This is a genomic window from Mycolicibacter sinensis, assembly GCF_001667375.1.
Classification (GTDB): domain Bacteria; phylum Actinomycetota; class Actinomycetes; order Mycobacteriales; family Mycobacteriaceae; genus Mycobacterium; species Mycobacterium sinense_A.
In genome coordinates this window covers 1-20942 of record NZ_LZIN01000013.1, presented here as the reverse complement: position 1 = coordinate 20942, position 20942 = coordinate 1, and the positions used below count along the sequence as shown (strand labels likewise).

Annotated in this window: 18 protein-coding genes and 2 riboswitches; of the genes, 11 read left to right on the top strand and 7 right to left on the bottom strand. The window is 69.8% G+C overall.

From position 1 onward, the window contains the following. The first annotated feature begins 13 nt into the window (after window positions 1-13). Complete coding sequence (locus A5771_RS01965) at window positions 14-661, top strand: nitroreductase family protein (protein WP_064853524.1); 648 nt, start codon at window positions 14-16, stop codon at window positions 659-661. A gap of 31 nt (window positions 662-692) precedes the next feature. Here A5771_RS01965 and A5771_RS01960 read toward each other — a convergent pair whose 3' ends face one another. After that, window positions 693-1157, bottom strand: coding sequence for a tRNA (cytidine(34)-2'-O)-methyltransferase (locus A5771_RS01960; protein WP_064853562.1), 465 nt, complete (start codon window positions 1155-1157; stop codon window positions 693-695). A gap of 268 nt (window positions 1158-1425) precedes the next feature. On the opposite strand from A5771_RS01960, the gene A5771_RS01955 reads away from it, so the two are divergent. From A5771_RS01955 to A5771_RS01935, 5 genes are read left to right on the top strand one after another with little or no spacing between them, the layout of a single operon-like run. After that, a complete protein-coding gene (locus A5771_RS01955) occupies window positions 1426-4218 on the top strand; it encodes an ATP-binding protein (protein WP_064853523.1) in 2793 nt (930 codons plus the stop codon). Further along, a complete protein-coding gene (locus A5771_RS01950) occupies window positions 4215-4661 on the top strand; it encodes a roadblock/LC7 domain-containing protein (protein WP_064853522.1) in 447 nt (148 codons plus the stop codon). The genes A5771_RS01955 and A5771_RS01950 overlap by 4 nt, the downstream gene beginning before the upstream one ends. A gap of 12 nt (window positions 4662-4673) precedes the next feature. Continuing rightward, a complete protein-coding gene (locus tag A5771_RS01945) occupies window positions 4674-5054 on the top strand; it encodes a DUF742 domain-containing protein (protein WP_064853521.1) in 381 nt (126 codons plus the stop codon). Then, window positions 5032-5610: a GTP-binding protein gene (locus A5771_RS01940; RefSeq protein WP_064853520.1), complete on the top strand. Its 579-nt coding sequence runs from the start codon at window positions 5032-5034 to the stop codon at window positions 5608-5610. The genes A5771_RS01945 and A5771_RS01940 overlap by 23 nt, the downstream gene beginning before the upstream one ends. Continuing rightward, on the top strand, window positions 5607-6179 hold the full coding sequence (locus A5771_RS01935) for a pentapeptide repeat-containing protein (RefSeq protein WP_064853519.1): 573 nt from the start codon (window positions 5607-5609) through the stop codon (window positions 6177-6179). Before A5771_RS01940 ends, A5771_RS01935 begins: the two co-directional genes overlap by 4 nt. 2 nt (window positions 6180-6181) lie before the next feature. Here A5771_RS01935 and A5771_RS01930 read toward each other — a convergent pair whose 3' ends face one another. Next, window positions 6182-8854 carry an ATP-binding cassette domain-containing protein gene (locus A5771_RS01930; protein WP_064853518.1) on the bottom strand — a complete coding sequence of 891 codons (2673 nt, stop codon included), beginning with the start codon at window positions 8852-8854 and terminating at the stop codon, window positions 6182-6184. 63 nt (window positions 8855-8917) lie between these two features. Next, window positions 8918-10102, bottom strand: a complete 1185-nt coding sequence (locus tag A5771_RS01925) for an NADH:flavin oxidoreductase (RefSeq protein WP_064853517.1) — start codon at window positions 10100-10102, stop codon at window positions 8918-8920. A gap of 39 nt (window positions 10103-10141) precedes the next feature. Between A5771_RS01925 and A5771_RS01920 the strand changes: the two genes are divergently transcribed. Then, entirely contained in the window at window positions 10142-10990 is an 849-nt protein-coding gene (locus A5771_RS01920; RefSeq protein ID WP_064853516.1) for a bifunctional methylenetetrahydrofolate dehydrogenase/methenyltetrahydrofolate cyclohydrolase, read from the top strand. After that, on the top strand, window positions 10987-11271 hold the full coding sequence (locus tag A5771_RS01915) for a DUF3017 domain-containing protein (protein WP_064853515.1): 285 nt from the start codon (window positions 10987-10989) through the stop codon (window positions 11269-11271). Before A5771_RS01920 ends, A5771_RS01915 begins: the two co-directional genes overlap by 4 nt. 58 nt (window positions 11272-11329) lie before the next feature. Here A5771_RS01915 and A5771_RS01910 read toward each other — a convergent pair whose 3' ends face one another. From A5771_RS01910 to A5771_RS01895, 4 genes are all read right to left on the bottom strand, one after another. Beyond that, window positions 11330-11809 (bottom strand): DUF732 domain-containing protein, encoded by a 480-nt coding sequence (locus A5771_RS01910; RefSeq protein WP_165606135.1) that lies wholly within the window; start codon window positions 11807-11809, stop codon window positions 11330-11332. A gap of 130 nt (window positions 11810-11939) precedes the next feature. Then, on the bottom strand, window positions 11940-12686 hold the full coding sequence (locus A5771_RS01905) for a class I SAM-dependent methyltransferase (RefSeq protein ID WP_064853513.1): 747 nt from the start codon (window positions 12684-12686) through the stop codon (window positions 11940-11942). Continuing rightward, the gene (gene metX, locus A5771_RS01900) at window positions 12683-13822 is read right to left on the bottom strand and encodes a homoserine O-acetyltransferase MetX (protein ID WP_064853512.1); all 1140 of its coding nucleotides are present in this window, start codon (window positions 13820-13822) and stop codon (window positions 12683-12685) included. The genes A5771_RS01905 and metX overlap by 4 nt, the downstream gene beginning before the upstream one ends. An 11-nt stretch (window positions 13823-13833) precedes the next feature. Beyond that, window positions 13834-15156: a bifunctional o-acetylhomoserine/o-acetylserine sulfhydrylase gene (locus A5771_RS01895; protein ID WP_064853511.1), complete on the bottom strand. Its 1323-nt coding sequence runs from the start codon at window positions 15154-15156 to the stop codon at window positions 13834-13836. A 131-nt stretch (window positions 15157-15287) separates the two neighbouring features. Beyond that, a riboswitch (SAM riboswitch) is annotated at window positions 15288-15408 on the bottom strand. Between the two features lie 142 nt (window positions 15409-15550). Between A5771_RS01895 and A5771_RS01890 the strand changes: the two genes are divergently transcribed. From A5771_RS01890 to A5771_RS01880, 3 genes are all read left to right on the top strand, one after another. Next, a complete protein-coding gene (locus tag A5771_RS01890) occupies window positions 15551-17785 on the top strand; it encodes an NADP-dependent isocitrate dehydrogenase (RefSeq protein ID WP_064853510.1) in 2235 nt (744 codons plus the stop codon). Window positions 17786-17944: 159 nt separating this feature from the next. Next, window positions 17945-19558 (top strand): PPE domain-containing protein, encoded by a 1614-nt coding sequence (locus A5771_RS01885; protein WP_064853509.1) that lies wholly within the window; start codon window positions 17945-17947, stop codon window positions 19556-19558. Next, window positions 19553-19736, top strand: a riboswitch (cobalamin riboswitch). Its footprint overlaps the gene before it by 6 nt. Before the next feature lie 33 nt (window positions 19737-19769). Further along, a partial coding sequence (locus tag A5771_RS01880) for a PPE family protein (RefSeq protein ID WP_109400991.1) occupies window positions 19770-20942 on the top strand: 1173 nt, incomplete at its 3' end.

The following is a 20942-nucleotide window of genomic DNA, read 5'->3' as shown; positions in this document are numbered from 1 at the left end:
TTAGCCTGCACAGATGAACCTCAACTTGTCCGCAGACGAAGTCCTGACCACCACCCGATCGGTCCGCAAGCGACTCGACCTCGACAAGCCGGTTCCGCGCGAGGTGCTGATGGAGTGCCTTGAGATCGCCCTGCAGGCGCCCACCGGCTCCAACGCCCAGGGCTGGCAGTGGATGTTCATCACCGACCCGGTCAAGAAGCAGGCGATCGCCGACATCTACCGCACCAACGCCCTGCCGTATCTGGACCGGCTGCGGCCCGACTACGGCGAGGGCGACGTCCGCGGCGAGCGGATGGAGTTCGTCAGCGGCTCGGCCAAATACTTGGCCGAGCATCTGCATGAGGTGCCGGTGATGCTGATTCCGTGTCTGGAGGGACGGCCGGAGAACGCGCCGCTGGGGCTCAGCGCGTCGTTCTGGGCCTCGCTGTTCCCGGCCGCCTGGAGCTACTGCCTGGCGCTGCGCAACCGCGGGCTCGGCTCCTGCTGGACGACGCTGCACCTGCTCGAGGACGGCGAGAAGCAGACCGCCGAGGTGCTCGGCATTCCCTACGAGGAGTACAGCCAGGGCGGGCTATTCCCGATCGCCTACACCAAGGGCACCGACTTCAAACCGGCCAAGCGACTGCCGGCCGAGCAGGTGGCGCACTGGGACAGTTGGTGATCGCAAGCGCGGCGGAGCTGGTGAATTCGGGTCACATTCCACCGGCGAACCCGTGCTGGCGCCAGGCCTCATAAGCGGCGACCGCGGCGGCGTTCGACAGGTTCAGTGAGCGCCGGCCGGGCAGCATCGGGATACGCACCTGCCCGGTGATGTGCGGATCGGCCAGCGTTGCCGGATCCAGCCCCTCGGGCTCCGGGCCGAACATCAGCACGTCGCCGGCTTGGTAGCGCACCTCGGCGAACGAGGTTGCGGTGTGGGCGGTGAAGGCGAACACCCGGGCCGGCATCAGGGCGGCCCAGGCATCCGGCAAGGACGGGTGCACGGTGACCGCGGCCAGATCGTGATAGTCCAGCCCGGCGCGGCGCAGTTTGGGCTCGGACAGGTCGAAGCCCAGCGGCTCCACCAGATGTAGCTCGGCGCCGGTGGCCGCGACCATCCGGATCGCATTGCCGGTATTGGGCGGGATGCGCGGCGAATAGAACAGCACCCGGAACACGCAGCTGAGGTTACGGCGTGGGCCGTCGCCCGGGGGAGCGGCCACCGGCCACGAAACCATCTCGGGAGCTGTGCCTTTTCGGTAAAGGCTATGGTGGTGGCACGCGCGGACTGTCATACTCGTCGAATTGCCGACGTAGGGACGGCCTAGATCAAGGCGGGTCTCACACCGCTCACGGTTCAGCGGGTGCGATACGCCGGAAGCTCCGACGAATGAAGGCGCAAACGGTGAATTTCAGCCGAGCGGTCGGCGATCCGGCCGCCGAGCGGTGACGCTCTTCGACCACCCGGACGGGGTGGACTCAGCACTCGAGGACCTCGAGAACTATGCGGAAGAGCCGGACGCCGTGGCGGTGAAACGGCCGTCGCGGTGGTCGGTGCGCAACTGGCCGGTGCGGTGGAAGGTGCTGGCGATCGCCCTGCTGCCGATGCTGCTGGCCGCCGTTTTCGGCGGGCTCCGAGTCTCCAGCGCGCTGTCCGAGGCCAACCAGCTCCGGCTGGTCGCCGACCGCGCCGAGATGGTCCCGGCGATCACCAATTACATGTCGGCACTGGGCGATGCGCTGGTGGCCGTCTCCTCCGACGGGGACGTCGAGGGTGCCAGGAAGAACTTCGAGAACCGCAAGTACGAGCTGGCCTCGCGGCTGTCGCACACCGACGTCGCGGCCGACGTGCGCTCCGGGGTGGACACGCTGATCGAGCGCGGCGCGGGGCTGCTGGATCGGGTGTCGACCATCGGCATCGGCCTGCGCGACGAGGTGACCGGCTACGCGCCGATCCTGCTGACCGCCGAGGACGCCATCAACGGGTCGGTGCGTCTGGACAGTGAACGGATCCGGTCGCAGACCGAGGGCCTGAGCCGCGCCGTCGGCGCCCGCGGTCAGATGATGATGCAGGAACTGCTGGTCAACCGGGGCGGGGAGCTTCCCGACCCGGAACTGCGCACCTCGATGATGACGTTGGCCGGCACCGAGCCGTCGACGCTGTTCGGGATGAGCGAGGTTCTCGGCGTCGACTCCCCGGAGGCCAAGAGCCTGCAGCAGCAGCTGGTGACCCGGATGGCGATCATGTCCGACCCCGAGCAAGTGCTGCCCAACAACCCGGTGCTGCGCGACTCCATCCGCACCACCGACCAGATCGCCGCGCGGCTGATCGCCGAGAACACCGGGGCGGTGACCAAGGCGGTGGAGGACCGCGCCGCCGACCGCCGCGCCGCCGCCATCCGCGACATCGCGCTGGTGCTGGCCGCGATCGTCGCCACGCTGCTGGCGGTGTACCTGGTGGCGCGTTCGCTGGTGCGGCCGCTGCGCACGCTGCGCGATAGCGCGCTGCAAATCGCCCATGGCGACCTCGAACACGAGATCGCCCGGGTGCGCGCCGGCGACGAACGCGAGCCTGCGCCGCTGCCGGTCTACACCACCGAGGAGGTCGGTCAGGTCGCCCACGCCGTCGACGAGCTGCACGCGCAGGCGCTGTTGCTGGCCGGTGATGAGGCCCGGCTGCGGCGCCTGGTCAACGAGATGTTCGAGACGATGTCGCGGCGCAACCGGTCCCTGGTCGACCAGCAGTTGGCGCTCATCGACCGGCTGGAGCGCAACGAGGACGACCCGGACCGCCTCGAGAGCCTGTTCCGGCTGGACCACCTCGCCGCCCGGATGCGGCGCAACGGGGCGAACCTGCTGGTACTGGCCGGGGCGCGGGTGCCGCACGAGCGGGGCCGGCCGATCTCGCTGGCCACGATGATCAGTGCCGCCGCCTCGGAGGTGGAGGGTTATCACCGGGTGCAGACGGTGCTGGTGCCCGACATCTCGGTGATCGGCGCCGCGGCGGCGGACGGCGTGCACCTGCTCGCGGAGTTGATCGACAACGCCTTGCGCTACTCGGCCCCGACGGAGCCGGTGCGGGTGGTCGCCGGTATCGAGAACGACGGCGGGGTGGTGGTCGAGGTGGTCGACGCCGGGTTGGGGATGACCGACGCCGACCTGCGGATGGCCAACATGCGGCTGGCGTCCGGCGGCGAGTTCAGTCCGGAGAACGCCCGCCACATGGGTCTGTTCGTGATCTCCCGGCTGGCGCACCGGCACGGGATCGAGGTCCGGCTGTTCCCCGCCTCGCAGGGCTCGCGCGGCATCACCGCCGAGGTGTACCTGCCGGCGCACTTGCTGACCCACCGGCCCGCCGACGAGCCGGCCCGGCCGCAGTATCCGGCTCCCACCGCCCCGCCGGCGACGCCGTCCTACCCGCCCGAACCCCGGGACTATCAGGACTATCAGGACTATCGGCCTTATCCGGCCGACGAGCCCGAGCCATATGCGCCACCCGAGGACGCCGAGCCCGGTCCCGTCGTCTCGCTGCTGCCGCGCCGCACACCGGGCTCCAGCGGCATCACCGGCATGCCGACCGATCAGCCGGCGCACGAGCCGGCCGACGCCGGCCGGGTCCGCCGCGAACTGCCGCAGCCCTGGTGGGAGGCCTCCGAACAACCCGCGGCAGAACCCGCAGCAGAACCGGCCGAAGAGGACTACCGCGAGCCCGAGCCGGTGGTCGAAAAGACCTCGCCGGCAGACACGTCGGCCTACTTCGCGGCGCGGGCCCGCGTCGAGCGCACCGACGATGACCCCGACACCGACACGATCTATCAGCGGATGCTCTCCGAAGCGTTGGGTGGCGATCCCAACGACCCCGATCTGCGCGCCGACCTGGACTGGCAGTCGGTGTGGGACCGGGGCTGGTCGGTGGCCGCCGAAGTGGAGAACATCCCCGTCGCCGCCCACACCGAGCACGGCCTGCCGGTCCGCGAACCCGGCGCCCGACTGGTGCCCGGCTCGGCCGAAGCCGAGACACCGCCGCGGGGCCCGGACGATCCCGGCGGCACCGAGGAGCCGGTAGCATCCAACGGCGTGCCGCGCGGGCCCGCCCATGAGGCACCGGAGCGGGATCCTGCGGCGATCCGCGCCTCGATCAGCAGCCACTTCAGCGGGGTGCGCGCCGCGAGGTCGCGCGCCCGGGACACCGGCCTCGAGACTGGCCTCGACACCGACCAGGGACACCACCAGCAATGACTTTTCCCACCGATCCCAGCGACCAGCGGCGCGCCCCCGAAGGCTCGCTGGACTGGCTGGTGACCAACTTCGCTCGCGAGGTGCCCGGGGTGTCGCACGCGGTGCTGGTGTCGGTCGACGGACTGACCGTCGCGGCCAGCGAGCACCTGCCCAAGGAGCGAGCCGACCAGCTCGGCGCGGTGGCGTCCGGATTGGCCAGCCTGGCCGGTGGAGCGGCCCAGTTGTTCGAGGGCGGGCGGGTGCTGCAGTCGGTGGTGGAGATGGAGCACGGCTACCTGCTGCTGATGCGGGTCGGCGACGGTTCGCACCTGGCGACGCTGGCGAGCTCCTCCTGCGACATCGGTCAGATCGGCTACGAGATGGCGGTCCTGGTGGAACGGGTCGGCGCGGTGGTCCAGTCGGCGCGCCGCAATGCGTCGTCGGCACCGGGCCGGCACTCGTAAGGACCCGCTGAAATGGACAGTCCTGAGCACGCCGACAGCCCGGAGGCCGAAGCGCATCTGGTACGCCCGTATACGCTGACCGCCGGTAGGACCCATACCGACGTCAGGCTTCCGCTGGAAGCCCCGGTGCAGACCGTGCGGCCGGCGGAACCCAACCAGTGGCCGGCCAGCGATCCGCGCGGCCGGATCGTCGAACTGTGTCAGACTGGCCCGTCGGTTGCCGAGATCTCCGCTCGGCTGGACCTGCCGCTGGGTGTTGCGCGCGTCCTGGTGGGGGATCTGGTCACCTCGGGTTACCTTCGGGTGCGTCGCACGCTGAACGAGGCGTCCACCCGGGACGAACGCCGAGAACTGATAGGAAGGACGCTGCGTGGCCTACGAGCGCTCGGCTAGCCACGACGCCACCTCGACGAAGATCGTCATCGCGGGCGGGTTCGGGGTCGGCAAGACCACGTTCGTCGGCGCGGTCTCCGAAATCATGCCGTTGCGCACAGAGGCGCTGGTCACCGATGCCTCGGCGGCCGTCGACACCCTGGAGCCCACCCCGGACAAGCGGACCACCACGGTGGCGATGGACTTCGGCCGCATCACGCTCGCCGATGACCTGGTGCTGTACCTGTTCGGGACGCCCGGCCAGCGCCGGTTCTGGTTCATGTGGGACGACCTGGTGCGCGGCGCGATCGGTGCGATCATCCTGGCCGACTGCCGGCGGTTGCAGGACAGCTTCGCCGCGGTCGACTTCTTCGAGCACCGCAACCTACCGTTTTTGATCGCGGTCAACGAGTTCGAGGGCGCCCCGCGCTACCCGGTCGCCGCCGTGCGCAAGGCGCTCGCCCTGCCGGAGCACATCCCGGTGATCACCGTCGACGCGCGCGACCAGCGGTCGGCCCGCGACGCGCTGATCGCCATCAGCGAGTACGCGCTGGCCAGTTTGGTCTCCAACGGTTGAGCGAGGCGCCGCTGTGGTCCGGGCGGGAATTCGCGGGCCACGACTTTCGCGACGAGGACCTCTCGCGACTGCGCACCGAACGGGTGGTGTTCGACGGCTGCGACTTCAGCGGCGCGAATTTCGCCGAGTCGCAGCACCGCGGGTCGGCGTTCCGCAACTGCCGATTCGAGCGGGCCTCGTTGTGGCACACCGCGTTCTCCCAGTGCAGCATGCTGGGCTCATCGTTCGTGCAGTGCCGGATGCGGCCGCTGGTGCTCGAGGATGTGGACTTCACCTTGGCCGGGCTCGGCGGCAGCGACCTACGCGGCGTGGACCTCAGCGGCTGCCGGCTGCGAGAAGCCAATCTGGTGGAGGCCGACCTGCGTAAGGCGGTACTGCGCGGGGCCGATCTGACCGGCGCCCGCACCAGCAGCACCCGGCTGGACCAGGCGGATCTGCGCGGGGCGCGAGTCGACGCGACGCTGTGGACCACCGCGTCGCTGACCGGCGCGCGCATCGATATCGGACAGGCGATGGCGTATGCGCTCGCCCACGGTTTGCGCTTGGACAGCGAGCCCGACCAGCGCTGAGCTCAGCGCTTGAGCCGGATCTTCCACCACACCACCACGGTGTAGAACACCGACAGCAGGGCCAACATCGCCATGTCGAGCAGGAAGATGCCCTTGGTGTGGTCCCACAGGTGGTCTTTGGGGATCTGCGGCACGTTGACCAACTTGTTGAAGTCGATCGCGGACGCGCCCGCGGCGTAGCCCCACCGGCCCGGCGTCACCCAGGCGGCCTGGGAGAGCCCGACTCGTCCGGTCACCGGGATCATGCCGCCGGCCAGCACCAGTTGCGACATGATCGATACCACCAGCATCGGCATGATCTGCTCGTTGGACTGCGCGAACGACGACAGCGCCAGCCCGAGAATCGCTGAGGCCACACAGGTTCCGGCGACCGCGAGGAACAGGTCGAAGTTCGCGCTGCCGAACATCACCGCGCCCTGCGTCGGCCCGCCTTTGCCCAGAATCACGATCAGGGTGGCGATCGCGCCCTGCGCCGTGGCGAACGCGCAGAAGACTGCGACCTTGGCCAGCAGGTAGGCGACCGTCGACAGGCCGACGGCCTGTTCTCGTTTGAAGATCGGGCGCTCCCCGATCAGATCTCGAATGGTCAGCGCGGTGCCCATGAAGACCGCGCCGATGATGAGCAGCACCATGATGTACTGCGGCTCGGTCGGCGCGTCGGGCCCCGGCATACCCAGCCCGCCTTTGCCTTTCACCGTCAGCGACAGGGCGCCCACGATGAAGGGCAACACTCCCAGGAAGATCGAATAGCCCCGGTCGGAGACGATCAGCCGGACTTGGCGGCGCGCGATCGTCGACAGCTGTTTTCGCAGGCTCTCCGGTGGCGGGCTGCCCAAATCGACCGGCGGCGAGGCGGGCACCGGGGCGGCGGTGCCCTGGTGGCCGCCTTCGCGCTCCAGGAAACGTCGGTTGGCCTCGTCGGGGTCGGCGCCGACGTTGGCGAAGATGTCGGCGTAGTTGTCGGCGCCCATCGCCGGGAAGACCTCTTTGGGCGGGCCGCAGTAGGCGGTCTTGCCGCCGGGCGCCACCAGCAGAATCTGGTCGCAGACGTCCAGGTAGGACACCGAGTGGGTGACCACCAGCACCACGCGTCCGGCGTCGGCCAGCCCGCGCAGCATCAGCATCACCTGGCGGTCCAGGGCCGGGTCCAGGCCCGAGGTGGGCTCGTCGAGGATCAACAGCGACGGCCCGGTCAGCAGCTCCAACGCCACCGACGCGCGTTTGCGCTGGCCGCCGGAGAGCTTGTCGACCCGGGTGTCGGCATGCTTGGTCAACTCGAGTTCCTCGAGCACCTGGGCCACCGCCCGGTCCCGGTCGGCTTTGGTGCTGTCCGGGGGCAGCCGCAGCTCGGCGGCGTAGCCCAGCGCCTGGTTAACCGTGAGCTGGCGGTGCACCACGTCGTCCTGCGGCACCATCCCGATCCGGCTGCGCAGCGAGGCGTACTCGGTGTGGATGTTGTGGCCCTCGAAGGTGACCGAACCGGCGGTCGGCTTGGTGTAGCCGGCGATCAGGCGCGACAGCGTCGTCTTGCCGGCACCCGAGCCGCCGATGATCGCGGTCAAGGTGCCCGGCCGCGCGGTCAGCGTGATGTTGTTGAGCAGTCGCTTGCCGCCCTCGACGTCGAAGCAGACGTCCCGAACTTCCAGGCCGCCGCTGCGGGTCGCGGCCTCGGTGCGGCGCAGCAGGGTGCCGCCGGTGAATTCCAGGTCGACGTTGCCGATCGTGACCACGTCGCCCTCGGACAGGATCGCCGAGCCGATCCGGACGCCGTTGACGAATGTTCCGTTGATGCTGCGGCTGTCGCGGATCTCGGTGCCCAGCGGGGTCGAGATCAGCATCGCGTGGTGCCGGGAGGCCAGCACGTCGGAGATGACGACGTCGTTGTCGGTGGCCCGCCCGATGGTCATCGCACCGGCGGGTGCCTCCGGCGGCGCGGCGGCGGGCCGCAGGATGTCGATCATCCGGGTGGCGAGGTTGCCGACCTCCGGGGGCTTGGCCGCCACCGGCGCCATCCGGGTGGACGGCTGCCGCAGCGGAAACACCTCGGCCGGCGACGACGGTGGCGCGGGCGGTTGGTAGCCGGGCCGCAATGCGGCCTCGCCCGCCGAACCCGCCGGGCCGGCCGAGCTGCCGGGGTAGGCCGGTTGCCGGTGGGTGGGAGGCGCCTGCTGCGGCGGCGGGGCGGCCCGGTAGGGCTGCTGCACGCCGGGGTGCCCGGCCGAACGCGGGTCCGGGTAGAGCGCCGGGTCGGGATGGGACGGCCGGCCCGGCGGCTGCGGCGGCCGGACCGGGCGGGCTATTCCTGGCTGGCCCGGCTGGGGCAGCTGGATCGAGACGGTCTGCGGCGGGCGGCCGGCCTGGCCCTGGTGGCGCCCGACCTCGAAGGACACCCGCGGCCCGTCCGGGTTGCCGAGATTGACGGCCTGACCGTCGCGGACCTCGACGACCGGCACCCGCTGGCCGTTGACGTAGATGCCGTTCAGGGAGCCGTTGTCGACCCCCAGCCATCTGCCCTGCTCGAAGCGCAGCAACAGATGCGCGCGCGAAACCAGGGGATGGGGGATGCGGATGTCGGCGCGCAGGTCACGCCCGATGACCACATCGTGGCCTGCGGAGAACGTGCCTTGCGACCCGTCGTAGCGCACGGTCAGCACCGGCGGAACAGGGTGACTCATCGGATCAACTGTATCGGGCGCAGTGAAGGGGTGGTTTGTCTACCGGGCCGCGAGTCGAGATCGTCAGCGAATCGAGTCCGGCGCGCCGGTGACCACGCAGTGGGTGCGTTTATAGATCGTGGGCATGCACTGGTTGCAGTGGATGCATTCCGACAAAGTCGCCGGCTCGGCGGCGATCCGGTTGATCAGGTCCGGTTCGGCCAGCAGCGCGCGGGCCATCGCGACGAATTCGAAGCCCTCGGCCATCGCCTGATCCATCGTTTCGCGGTTGGTGATGCCGCCCAGCAGGATCAGCGGCAGCGACAGCTCGGCGCGGAACAGCCGGGCGTGTTCCAACAGGTAGGCGTCGGTGTAGGGGTATTCGCGCAGGAACTTCTTGCCGGTCATCCGCATGCCCCAACTCAGCGGTGGGGGAAAGACACTCGCGAACTCCTTGATCGGCGCGTGCCCGCGGAACAGGTACATCGGGTTGACCAGGGAGCTGCCGGCGGTCAGTTCCAGGGCGTCCAAGCCGCCGTCGTCCTGCAGCCACTTCGCGGTAGTCAGCGACTCGTCCAGGCTGATGCCGCCGCGCACGCCGTCGGACATGTTGAGCTTGGCCGTTACCGCGATCTGACCGCCCACCGCCTTGTGGACCGCCTGCACGATCCCGCGGGCCACCTTGGCGCGGTTGGCCAACGAACCGCCGAACTCGTCGGAGCGGCGGTTGATCAGCGGAGAAAGAAACGAGCTGGCCAGATAGTTGTGGCCGAGGTGGATCTCGACGGCGTCGAAGCCGGCGTCGAGAGCGTAGCGGGCGGTGTCGGCGTGCTGCTTGGTGACTTCGTCGATGTCGTCGCGGGTGGCCTTCTTGGCGAACCGCATGCCGATCGGGTTGAAGAACCGCACCGGGGCCAGGGCGCGGGCCTTGTTGGAGCGGGCGTCGGCGACCGGGCCGGCGTGGCCGATCTGGGCGCTGACGGCCGCGCCCTCGGCATGCACGGCGTCGGTGAGCCGGCGCAGCCCGGGAACGGCCTCCGGACGCATCCACAGCCCGTCGTCGGAGGTGCGGCCGCCTCGGGAGACCGCGCAGTAGGCGACCGTGGTCATGCCCACCCCGCCGGCTGCCGGCAGGCGGTGGTATTCGATCAGGTCGTCGGAGGCCAGCGCACCGGGTGTGCGGTTCTCGAAGGTGGCCGCCTTGATGACTCGGTTGCGCAGCGTGATCGGGCCGAGCTTGGCGGGGCTGAAGACGTCGGGAGCGGGCATATCGGGAGAGTACGCGGGTGGTCATGCCAGACTGTCCGCGTGGGTGCGATCACGTTGGACGGCAAGGCGACGCGCGACGAGATCTTCGTCGACCTGAAAGACCGGGTGGCCGCGCTGGCCGCCGCGGGCCGTACGCCCGGGCTGGGCACCATCCTGGTCGGCGACGACCCCGGCTCACATGCCTACGTGCGCGGCAAGCACGCCGACTGCGCCAAGGTCGGCATCACCTCGATCCGCCGCGACCTGCCCGCCGACGCCAGCACGGCGCAGCTCAACGACACCATCGACGAGCTGAACGCCAACCCGGACTGCACCGGCTACATCGTGCAGCTGCCACTGCCCAAGCAGCTCGACGAGAACGCCGCGCTGGAGCGCGTCGACCCGGCCAAGGACGCCGACGGACTGCATCCGACCAACCTGGGCCGGCTGGTGCTGGGCACGCCGGCGGCGCTGCCGTGCACGCCGCGCGGAATCGTGCACCTGCTGCGCCGCTACGACGTGCCGATCGCCGGCGCTCATGTCGTGGTGATCGGGCGCGGCGTGACCGTCGGCCGCCCGCTGGGACTGCTGCTGACCCGCCGCTCGGAAAACGCCACCGTGACGTTGTGCCACACCGCAACTCTTGACCTGCCGGCGCTGACCCGGCAGGCCGACATCATCGTCGCCGCGGTCGGGGTCCCGCACATGCTCACCGCCGACATGGTGCGTCCGGGGGCGGCCATCGTCGATGTCGGTGTCAGCCGCACCGACGCCGGACTGGTCGGCGACGTGCACCCCGACGTGTGGGAGGTGGCCGGGCACGTCTCGCCGAACCCCGGCGGCGTGGGCCCGCTGACCCGGGCGTTCCTGCTGACCAATGTCGTCGAACGGGTCGAGAGCGCACTGTGACGCGGGTTCGCCGGGTGCTCGCCGCCCAGTGGCCGATCGTGGTGGTCGGCCTAGTCTTCGTCGCCGCGTTCGCGCTGGCCGGGGCCAATTTCTGGCGCCGCGGCGCGCTGCTGATCGGCATCGGCGCCGGGGTGGCGGCCGCGCTGCGGCTGGTGCTGTCGCCGGATCGGGCTGGGCTGCTGGTGCTGCGTGACCGGGGTCTGGACTTCGCGACCATGGCCGCCATGTCGACGGTGATGCTCTACATCGCCGCGACCATCGACCCGCTGGGCACCAGCTGATCCTGCGGTTGGGCTAGCTCGATGGCCTCGAGCGCGGGCCGGTCGCCGGCGCTACCGGCTAAGCGCCCGGGATGGCCGGGATCCCCCCGGGCAGCCCGGGAATGCCGCCGGACAGCCCCGGAATGCCGCCGCCCGGCATGCCCGGGATCATCGGCAGCTCCGGCACCTGGCCGCTGGCCAGCTGGGACAGCATCTGCGGGCAGTAGACCTGCACAGCGATCTCGGTGAACAGCTGCGCCATCTCCGGTGACATCGCGGGACCGCTGCCCAGGCCGGCGACCGGCGCCGCCACCGAGGCGGCCGTGCCGGCGGGTTCGGTGAGCATCGGGCAGACGGACTGGCCCAACGCCGCGGTCGCGGCCGGGTCGCCGACCGGGACGCCCGCCCCGGTCAGATCCGACAGGAACGACGTGTCCACCGGACTGCCCTGCGCCGGCGCCGCCAGCCACACGGAGGCGATCAGGCCCGCCCATACCGTCCCGGCCGCGGTCATCGCCGTCGCCGTGGGCACCGCTGATCTCGCGCGGCTGTACTCCATGTCCGTCCCCCTCCGTTGCGGTGCGGGCGGCTCGATGGCCGCCCGTCGGTAAGAACACTTCAGGAGCGCAGTCACGACGGTGACACGGGCAGGTCACGCTTGGTGCACAGTGCGGTGGGTCGACTGGCTTTCAGGAGTCCGACAGCGTTGCCCGCACGCACACCGTGACGTAGGGCAGCGCCAGACCGGTCGCACCGACCAGCGCCGGATGGGTGGCCAGCAGCCTGCGGACCTGGTCCAGCGTCTTGGTGCGCACGGCGTCCGGTGAGGTGATGCAGTAGCTGCGGGAGGCGACCAGGTCGATCAGCGCCTGCGGTGTCAGGTAGTTGGTCCACTCCACCTGGTGGCCCTGGATGTCGCCGAACGGTTCGGGTAGGTGCACGCCGGCATCCACCGCGTCGCGGGCGTCCTCGCGGCCGATGATCGTGCCCAGCTCCTTGACCCAGCCCAGCCGTTCGTCGCGGGTGTTCCACACCAGGCCCAGCCGGCCGCCGGGCCGCAGCACCCGCACGAGTTCGGGGATGGCCCGCGCCGCGTCGAACCAGTGCCAGGCCTGGGCCACCAGCACGGCGTCGACGCTGTTGTCCGGCAACGGGATCTGCTCGGCCGTCCCGAGCAGGGCCGGGGTTCCCGGCAGCGCCGCGGCCAGCACCTCGAGCATTTCGGCGATCGGGTCCACGGCCACCACGTCCAGGCCGCGCTCCACCAGCCGGGCGGTCAGCTTTCCGGTGCCGGCGCCTAGGTCGAGGACGTCGCGGGCGCCCGGCGGCAGCAGCCAGTCGATGGCCTCCGGGGGATAGGACGGCCGGCCCCGCTCGTAGGCGGCGGCCTGCGAGCCGAACGACAGCGATCGGTCGTGCCGCGCCTGGGGGCTCACCGCCGGCGGTCCCCGGCCGGGCCCACCAAGTCCAGGGTCTGGCGGATCAGCGCGCCGACGCGGTCGGTCTCGAGCAGGAAGGCGTCGTGCCCGTACTCGGAGTCGAGCACCTGCAGGCCGTCGCAGCCGGGCAGCAGGTCGGCCAGCTCGGCCTGCAGGCGCAGCGGATACAGCCGGTCGGAGGTGATCCCGGCGACCACCGCCGGCACCCGGCAGCCGCGCAGGGCCGCCGCGACGCCACCCCGGCCGCGCCCCACGTCGTGGGAGGACAGCGAATCGGTCAGCGTCACATAACTGCCCGCGTCGAACCGGGACACCAGCTTGCCGCCCTGGTAGCCCAGGTAGCTCTCCACGGCGTAGCGCCCGCCGGCAGCGGGGTCCTCACCCTCTTGGGCGGCGTTGCCGAACCGACGGTCCAGCTCGGCCTCGCCGCGGTAGGTCAGGTGCGCGATGCGCCGGGCGACCGCCAGCCCGGCCTCGGGACTGCGGCCGGTGCCGTAATAGTCGCCGCCGCACCAGTCCGGGTCGGCCTTGATCGCGGCGATCTGGGTGCTCTGGGTGCCGATCTGGTCGGCGGTCGCCCGGGCCCCGACCGCCAGCAGCAGGCCCGCGCCCACCTTCTCCGGGTGGCCGATCATCCACTCCAGGCCGCGGGCGCCGCCCATCGAACCGCCCAGCACCGCGGCCACCTCGGTGATGCCCAGCGCGGCCAGCGTGGCGATATCGGCTTCCACCTGGTCGCGAATGGAGATGGCGGGAAACCGTGAGCCCCAAGGCTTTCCGTTACGGGCCAGCGAGCTCGGGCCGGTCGAGCCGCGGCAGCCGCCCAGCACGTTGGTGGCCACCGCGCACCAGCGGTCGGTGTCGATCGGGGCGCCCGGCCCGACGATCCCATCCCACCAGCCCGCGGTGGGATGCCCGGGCCCGGCGGGCCCGGTGACGTGGGAGTCGCCGGTCAGCGCGTGCAGCACCATGACCACGTTGTCGCGCCGCGGCGACAGCTCGCCCCAGCGCTGCACGGCGATGCTGACATCGTCGAGCACCGCCCCGCTCTCCAAGCGCAGCGAGCCGATGCCGACCACCCCGGTCTCGCCCTCGGCGGGCAGCACCTGCCTGGACACGTCGGAGATCGTCATGGCCGACCGCCTCAACGCGCCGCCAGCGCCGACGATTCGCCGAGCTGTGCCGAGGCCGCGGCGAACCCGAGCTCCAGGTCGGCCAGGATGTCCTCGATGCCCTCGATGCCGACCGACAGCCGCACCAGGCCCGGGGTGACCCCGGTGGACAGCAGTTCGTCCCCGGAGAGCTGGCTGTGGGTGGTGGACGCCGGGTGGATCACCAGTGAGCGCACGTCGCCGATGTTGGCGACGTGGCTGTGCAGCTTCAGCGCGTTGACGAAGGCCTTTCCTGCCTCGACACCGCCGGCCACCTCAAAGGACAGCACACCGCCGACGCCCTTGGGAGCCAGCCGCTGCGCCAGGTGGTGCCACGGCGAGTCGGCCAGCCCGGCGTAGTTGACGCTCAGCACGTCGTCGCGGGCGGCCAGGAACTCCGCCACCCGCTGCGCGTTGGCGACGTGGCGCTCGATCCGCAGGCTCAGCGTCTCCAGCCCCTGGGCGATCAGGAAGGCGTTGAACGGCGAGGCCACCGACCCGTAGTCGCGCATCAGCTGGGCACGGATCTTGATCGCGTACGCCGGCGGGCCCAGGTCGGCGTAGACCAGGCCGTTGTAGCTGGGGTCGGGGGTGGTGAAGACCGGGTGGCGGCCCTGGGTCCAGTCGAAGTTGCCGCTGTCGACGACCACGCCGGCGATCGCGGTCCCGTGCCCACCCAGGAACTTGGTGCACGAGTGCACCACGATGTCGGCGCCCTGGCTGATCGGCTGGATCAGATACGGGGTGGCGATGGTGTTGTCGACGATCAGCGGCACACCGTGGTCGTGGGCCACCTTCGAGACCCCCGGGGTGTCGAGGATGTCGATCTTCGGGTTGGAGATGGTCTCGGCGTAGAACGCCTTGGTGTTGGGCCGTACCGCTGCGGCCCAGGACTCCAGGCTGTCGGGGTCCTCGACGAAGCTGACCTCGATACCCAGCTTGGGCAGCGAGTAGCGGAACAGGTTGTAGGTGCCGCCGTACAGCCGCGGGCTGGCCACAATGTGGTCGCCGGTCTCGGCCAGGGCCAAGATCGCGAACGTGCTGGCCGACTGTCCCGAGGACAGCAGGGCCGCGGCGACCCCGCCCTCCAGCGCGGCGATGCGCTCCTCGATGACCGCGCTGGTCGGGTTGGTCAGCCGGGTGTAGATGTTGCCCGGCTCGGCCAGCGCGAAGCGGGCCGCGGCCTCGTCGGTGTCGCGGAACAGGTACGACGTGGTCTGGTAGATCGGCAGGGCGCGCGACCCGGTCTCCGGGTCACCGGCGTGGCCGACGTGGATCTGCTTGGTCTCGAACGACCAGTTGTTACCGGCGGTCATGTGTGAATGCTTTCTTCCGTGAGTTGTTATCGCTGGCGCAGAGGTGGAGTCAGTGACAACAGCAACGGGCGAGCGGGCACAAAGAGGCACGCATCAGGTTCCCCTGTCTACTCGGGGGGCCCGTGGTGGCGGACCCGCGCTTGCCGTGTAGCCGGTGCTGGCTACTCAACCCGGTCAATCACCCGGGGCACCCCACCGCGGTTGGAGGGTTGCCGGCCAGCAAGCCGGGGCTTAGCGCTGGCACTCATGACCGCCTCGCAGCCTATCTCATCCCGTGGAGGTGCCGCCACCTGATCACCGCCGGTGGCCGCCATTGCGCGGTGCGAGATACTGGGTCCGCCGTGTACAACGCGGAGCACAACCACACACGAACCCTGACGCCGGGAGAACAGCCATGTGCGCCGACCAGCCGACCATCATCTACACGCTGACCGACGAGGCGCCGCTGCTGGCGACGTATTCGTTCCTGCCGATCGTGCAGGCCTTCACCGGGCCGGCGGGAATCGACGTCAAGCCCAGTGACATCTCGCTGGCGGCGCGCATCCTGGCCCAGTTCCCCGACGTTTTGACCGAGGCCCAGCAGGTGCCCGACAATCTGGCCGAACTCGGTCGGCTCACCCACCTGCCCGACACCACGATCATCAAGCTGCCCAACATCAGCGCCTCGGTGCCGCAGCTGGTGGCCGCCATCAGGGAACTGCAGGGCAAGGGATTCAACCTGCCGGACTATCCCGAGGACCCGAAGACCGACGACGAGCGCGACATTCACGACCGCTACGGCAAGTGCCTCGGCAGTGCGGTGAACCCGGTTCTGCGGGAAGGCAACTCGGACCGGCGCGCACCCAAGGCGGTCAAGGAGTACGCGCGCAAGCACCCGCACAGCATGGGCGAGTGGTCGATGGCGTCGCGCACGCATGTGGCCACCATGCGCGGCGGTGACTTCTACCACGGCGAGAAGTCGATGACGCTGGACCGCGACCGCGACATCAAGATGGAGCTGAAGACCAAGAGCGGCAAGACGATTGTGCTCAAGGAGAAGGTGCCGCTGCTGGCCGGCGACATCATCGACTCGATGTTCATGAGTGTGGCCGCGCTGCGCGAGTTCTACGAAGAGGAGATGGAGGACGCCCGCAAGACCGGTGTGATGTTCTCGCTGCACGTCAAGGCGACCATGATGAAGGTCAGCCATCCGATCGTGTTCGGCCACGCCATCAAGGTGTTCTACAAGGATGCGTTCGCCAAGCACCAGAAGCTCTTCGACGATTTGGGCGTCAACGTCAACAACGGCCTGTCCGACCTCTACAGCAAGATCGAGACGCTGCCGGCCTCGCAACGCGAGGAGATCATCGAGGACATGCACGCCTGCCACGAGCACCGCCCCGAGCTGGCGATGGTCGACTCGGCCAACGGCATCACCAACTTCCACTCGCCGTCGGACGTGATCGTGGACGCCTCCATGCCGGCGATGATCCGGGCCGGCGGCAAGATGTACGGCGCCGACGGACGGCAGAAGGACACCAAGGCCGTCAACCCCGAGTCGACCTTCGCCCGCATCTATCAGGAGCTGATCAACTTCTGCAAGACGCACGGCCAATTCGACCCGGCCACCATGGGAACCGTCCCCAACGTCGGGTTGATGGCGCAGAAGGCCGAGGAGTACGGCAGCCACGACAAGACGTTCGAGGTGCCCGAGTCCGGTGTCGCCGACATCGTCGATTTGGCCACCGGTGAGGTGCTGCTGACCCAGAACGTGGAAGCCGGCGACATCTGGCGGCTGTGCCGGGTGACTGACGCCGCCATCCAGGACTGGGTGAAGCTGGCCGTCCAGCGGGCCCGGGCCTCGGGCATGACGGCGGTGTTCTGGCTCGACACCGAGCGCCCGCACGAGGCGGAGCTGCGTAAGAAGGTCAAGGCCTACCTGAAGGACTACGACACCGAGGGCCTGGAGATCCAGATCATGCCGCAGGTGTGGGCCATGCGCTACACCCTGGAGCGGCTGATCCGCGGTCAGGACACCATCGCCGTCACCGGCAACATCCTGCGCGACTACCTCACCGACCTGTTCCCGATCCTGGAGCTGGGCACCAGCGCCAAGATGCTGTCGATCGTGCCGCTGATGGCCGGCGGCGGCATGTATGAAACCGGCGCGGGCGGTTCGGCGCCCAAGCACGTCAAGCAGCTGGTGGAGGAGAACCACCTGCGCTGGGACTCGCTCGGCGAATTCCTCGCGCTGGCAGCCAGTTTCGACGACCTGGGTGTCAAGGCTGACAACGTGGGCGCCAAGGTCCTGGGGTCGACGCTGGACGCGGCGATCGGCAAGCTGCTCGACGCCAACAAGAGCCCGTCGCGAAAGGCCGGTGAGCTGGACAACCGCGGCAGCCAGTACTTCCTCGCCAAATACTGGGCGGAGGAACTCGCCGCGCAGACCGAGGTCCCCGAGCTGGCCAAGCACTTCGCCGCGGTGGCCGACGCCCTGAACAAGAACCAGGACGTCATACTCGACGAGCTGACCGTGGTGCAGGGCAAGCCGGTGGACATCGGCGGCTACTACAAGCCGGACCACGACATGACGGCGGCGGTGATGCGGCCCAGCCCGACGCTGAACGCCGCGATCGACGCCGAGGTCTGAGGGCCCCGCCGAACGTGAAGTTAGCTTCACTGTCGGACTCCGAGCGTGAAGGCAATTTCACGCTCGGCGGCGATTAGGCACGCCTGGCGTGCGACAATGCGCCGGTAAGGCGATGACGCTGTCGATTCGGGGTGGGGCTCCCCGAGAGAGCTGACGAACGTGACCGCGCCGATCTGGATCGCATCCCCTCCGGAAATCCATTCGACGTTGCTGTCGGCCGGCCCCGGTCCCGGCCCGCTGTTGGCGTCGGCGGCGGCGTGGAGCGCGCTGGGCACCGAGTACGCCGCGATCGCCGACGAACTGTCGGGGCTGCTGGCTGCGGTGCAGACCGGGGCGTGGCAGGGCCCGTCCGCCGAGGCGTATGTGGCGGCCAACGCTCCGTATCTGGCCTGGTTGACCCAGGCCGGTGCCGCCAGTGCGGTGATGGCCGGCCAGCAGCAGACCGCGGCCGCGGCCTACACCGGCGCGCTGGCGGCGATGCCCACGCCGGCGGAGCTGGCGGCCAACCACACCGCCCACGCGGTGCTGGTGGGCACGAACTTCTTCGGCGTCAACACCATCCCGATCGCGCTGAACGAGGCCGACTACGGCCGGATGTGGTTCCAGGCCGCCGCAGTGATGGCCACCTATCAGGCCGTGGCCGGGGCGGCGGTGGCATCGAGTCCGCAAACGGTCGCCGCACCGCAAATCGCCAAGGCCGAATCGGCCGACGCGAGCCAACCAGCGCTGCCGCCGGACCGGCAGAACGACATCATGCAGTGGCTGCAGAACAGCGGCTACACCGACTTCTACAACAATGTGCTGCAGCCGATGATCAAGCAGCTGGCGGCCAACCCCTACCTGCAGTCGATCTTCGCCGGGTTCGACCCCTGGCTGACCATCACCGGAAATCCGCTGAGCTTTTTGAGCCCCTACAACGTGGCGTTCGCGCTGGGCTACCCGATGGATTTCGGATCGTTTGCCGCCTACCTGTCGCAGACGTTCGCCTTCATCGGCGCGGACCTCACCGCGGCGTTCGCCTCCGGTAACCCGGGCACCATCGCCTCGACACTGCTGTTCACCGCGGTAGAGGCGATCGGCACCATCATCACCGACGTGATCGCCCTGCTCAAGACGCTGCTGGAGCAGGCCATCGTGCTGATCCCGGTGATGCTGCCGATGATGACCGCCGCGCTGGCGCCGTTGACCGTGGCGCCGCTGGCCGGTTTGGCGGGGCTGTCCGGTCTGGCGGCCCCGCACGCCGTGCCGGTGCCGCTGATCCCGGCGCCGCCGCCGTTCGCCGGTCTGACGGTGGCACCCACACCGCCGGTCCCGGCGTCCGCCCCCGCTCCCGCGCCGGCTCCGGCACCCCCTGCGGCCCCGGCGCCTGCCGCGCCGGGTGCCCCACCGCCCGCGCCCGCACCGCCGCTGGCCCCGGTGGACGGCCTGTCCGCCATGTATCTGGTTGCCGGCCTGGGCCAGCAAGCCCGCCGCGCGGCGGGCACCAGCGCCCGCCGCCGCAAAGCGCCCGAGCCCGATGCCGTCGAGGTTCCCGCCCCAGCGGCCGCTGTCGAGGGGCAGGCCAGGGCCCGCCGGCGCCGCAAGGCGAAGACCGGCATGCTGGGCCGCGGCTATGAATACATGGATCTGGAAGACGCCGCGAGCGCTGCGGGACCGGCGGACGTGCTGCCCAGCGGACTCACCGCCCTGGCCGGGGATGCGTTCGGCGGCGGTGCCGTCATCCCGATGACGCCGGGCACCTGGACGCGGGCGCAGCGCGAGCAGACGCCTTGACGCGTGCGATAATGCGCCGGTAAGGCAACGACGGTGCAGGAAGCCGGTGTAAATCCGGCACGGTCCCGCCACTGTGATCGGGGAGCGACCCTCAACAGCCACGGCTCTTTGCGGAGTTGGAAGGCGAGGCGAGCGTTGATCCGAGAGTCAGGACACTCACGTCGTCGCATCCTGCTACCCGGGGCGGTGTACCCCGAGAGAGCTGGTCGACGTGACCGCGCCTATCTGGATGGCGTCTCCGCCAGAAGTACATTCAACGTTATTGTCGGCAGGTCCCGGTGCCGGCCCGCTGCTGGCCTCGGCCGCGGCGTGGACCGCGCTGGCCGCCGAGTACACCGCCACCGCCGATGAGCTGACCGCGTTGCTGGGCGCGGTGCAGCCCGGGGTATGGCACGGGCCGTCGGCGGAGGCGTTCGTGGCCGCCAACGCGCCGTACCTGGCCTGGTTGGTACGCGCCGGTGCTACTGCGACCGCGACAGCCGCCCAGCAGCAGACCGCGGCCGCCGGCTACACCAGCGCACTGGCGGCGATGCCGACGATGGCCGAACTGGTGGCGAACCACGTCACCCACGCCGTGCTGACGGGCACAAATTTCTTTGGTATCAACACGATTCCGATCGCGCTGAATGAGGCCGACTATGCCCGGATGTGGTTGCAGGCCGCCACCGTGATGACCGGCTACCAGGCGACAGCGGCCACTGCGGTGGCGTCAGCCCCGCAGCTCGAGCCGGCGCCGACCGTGCTCAAGACTCCCGGCAGCGCCGATGCGACACCACCCCAGCCGCCGCAGTGGTTCATCGACTTCGGGAAATGGCTCGAAGGACTCGTCCCGCATCCGCCCTACCCCGACAGCAGTCAGTACCCGCTGTATGCGCAGCTGACGGAGTTCTTCAAACAGATCGGCTTCACCGGTATCTCCGACCCGCTGGCCGAGTGGTTCGCCGGGCTCAACGGGTCGGGGGCGCTGCCGCCACCCGGGGTGCCCGGATCGTGGCTGGCCTGGACCGGCAACCCGCTGAGCTATTTGAACCCGGCGAACCTGGCCTACATCTTCTCGGTGCCACTGGACCCCGGGTCGTATTTCGCGTTCACCAGCATCGTGATCATCGACGACCTGCTGGCGATCATGTACACCGCACTGTTCAATCCCCAGGGCCTCGGCCTGGTCATCCCGATGGCGATGGTCGAGATCGTCGGGGCGACCATGGGCAACACCATCCAGGCGCTCAACTACCTGATCACCCAAACGGCGCTGATACCGGCGCTGATACCGGCGCTGGCCGCCACGACCGTGCTGGCCCCGGCCGGGGTGCTCGGCGGCCTGGGGATCGGGGCGATGGCGCACCACCTGGCTGCCGCGGCCCCCCCCCCCCCGGCCGGGTCC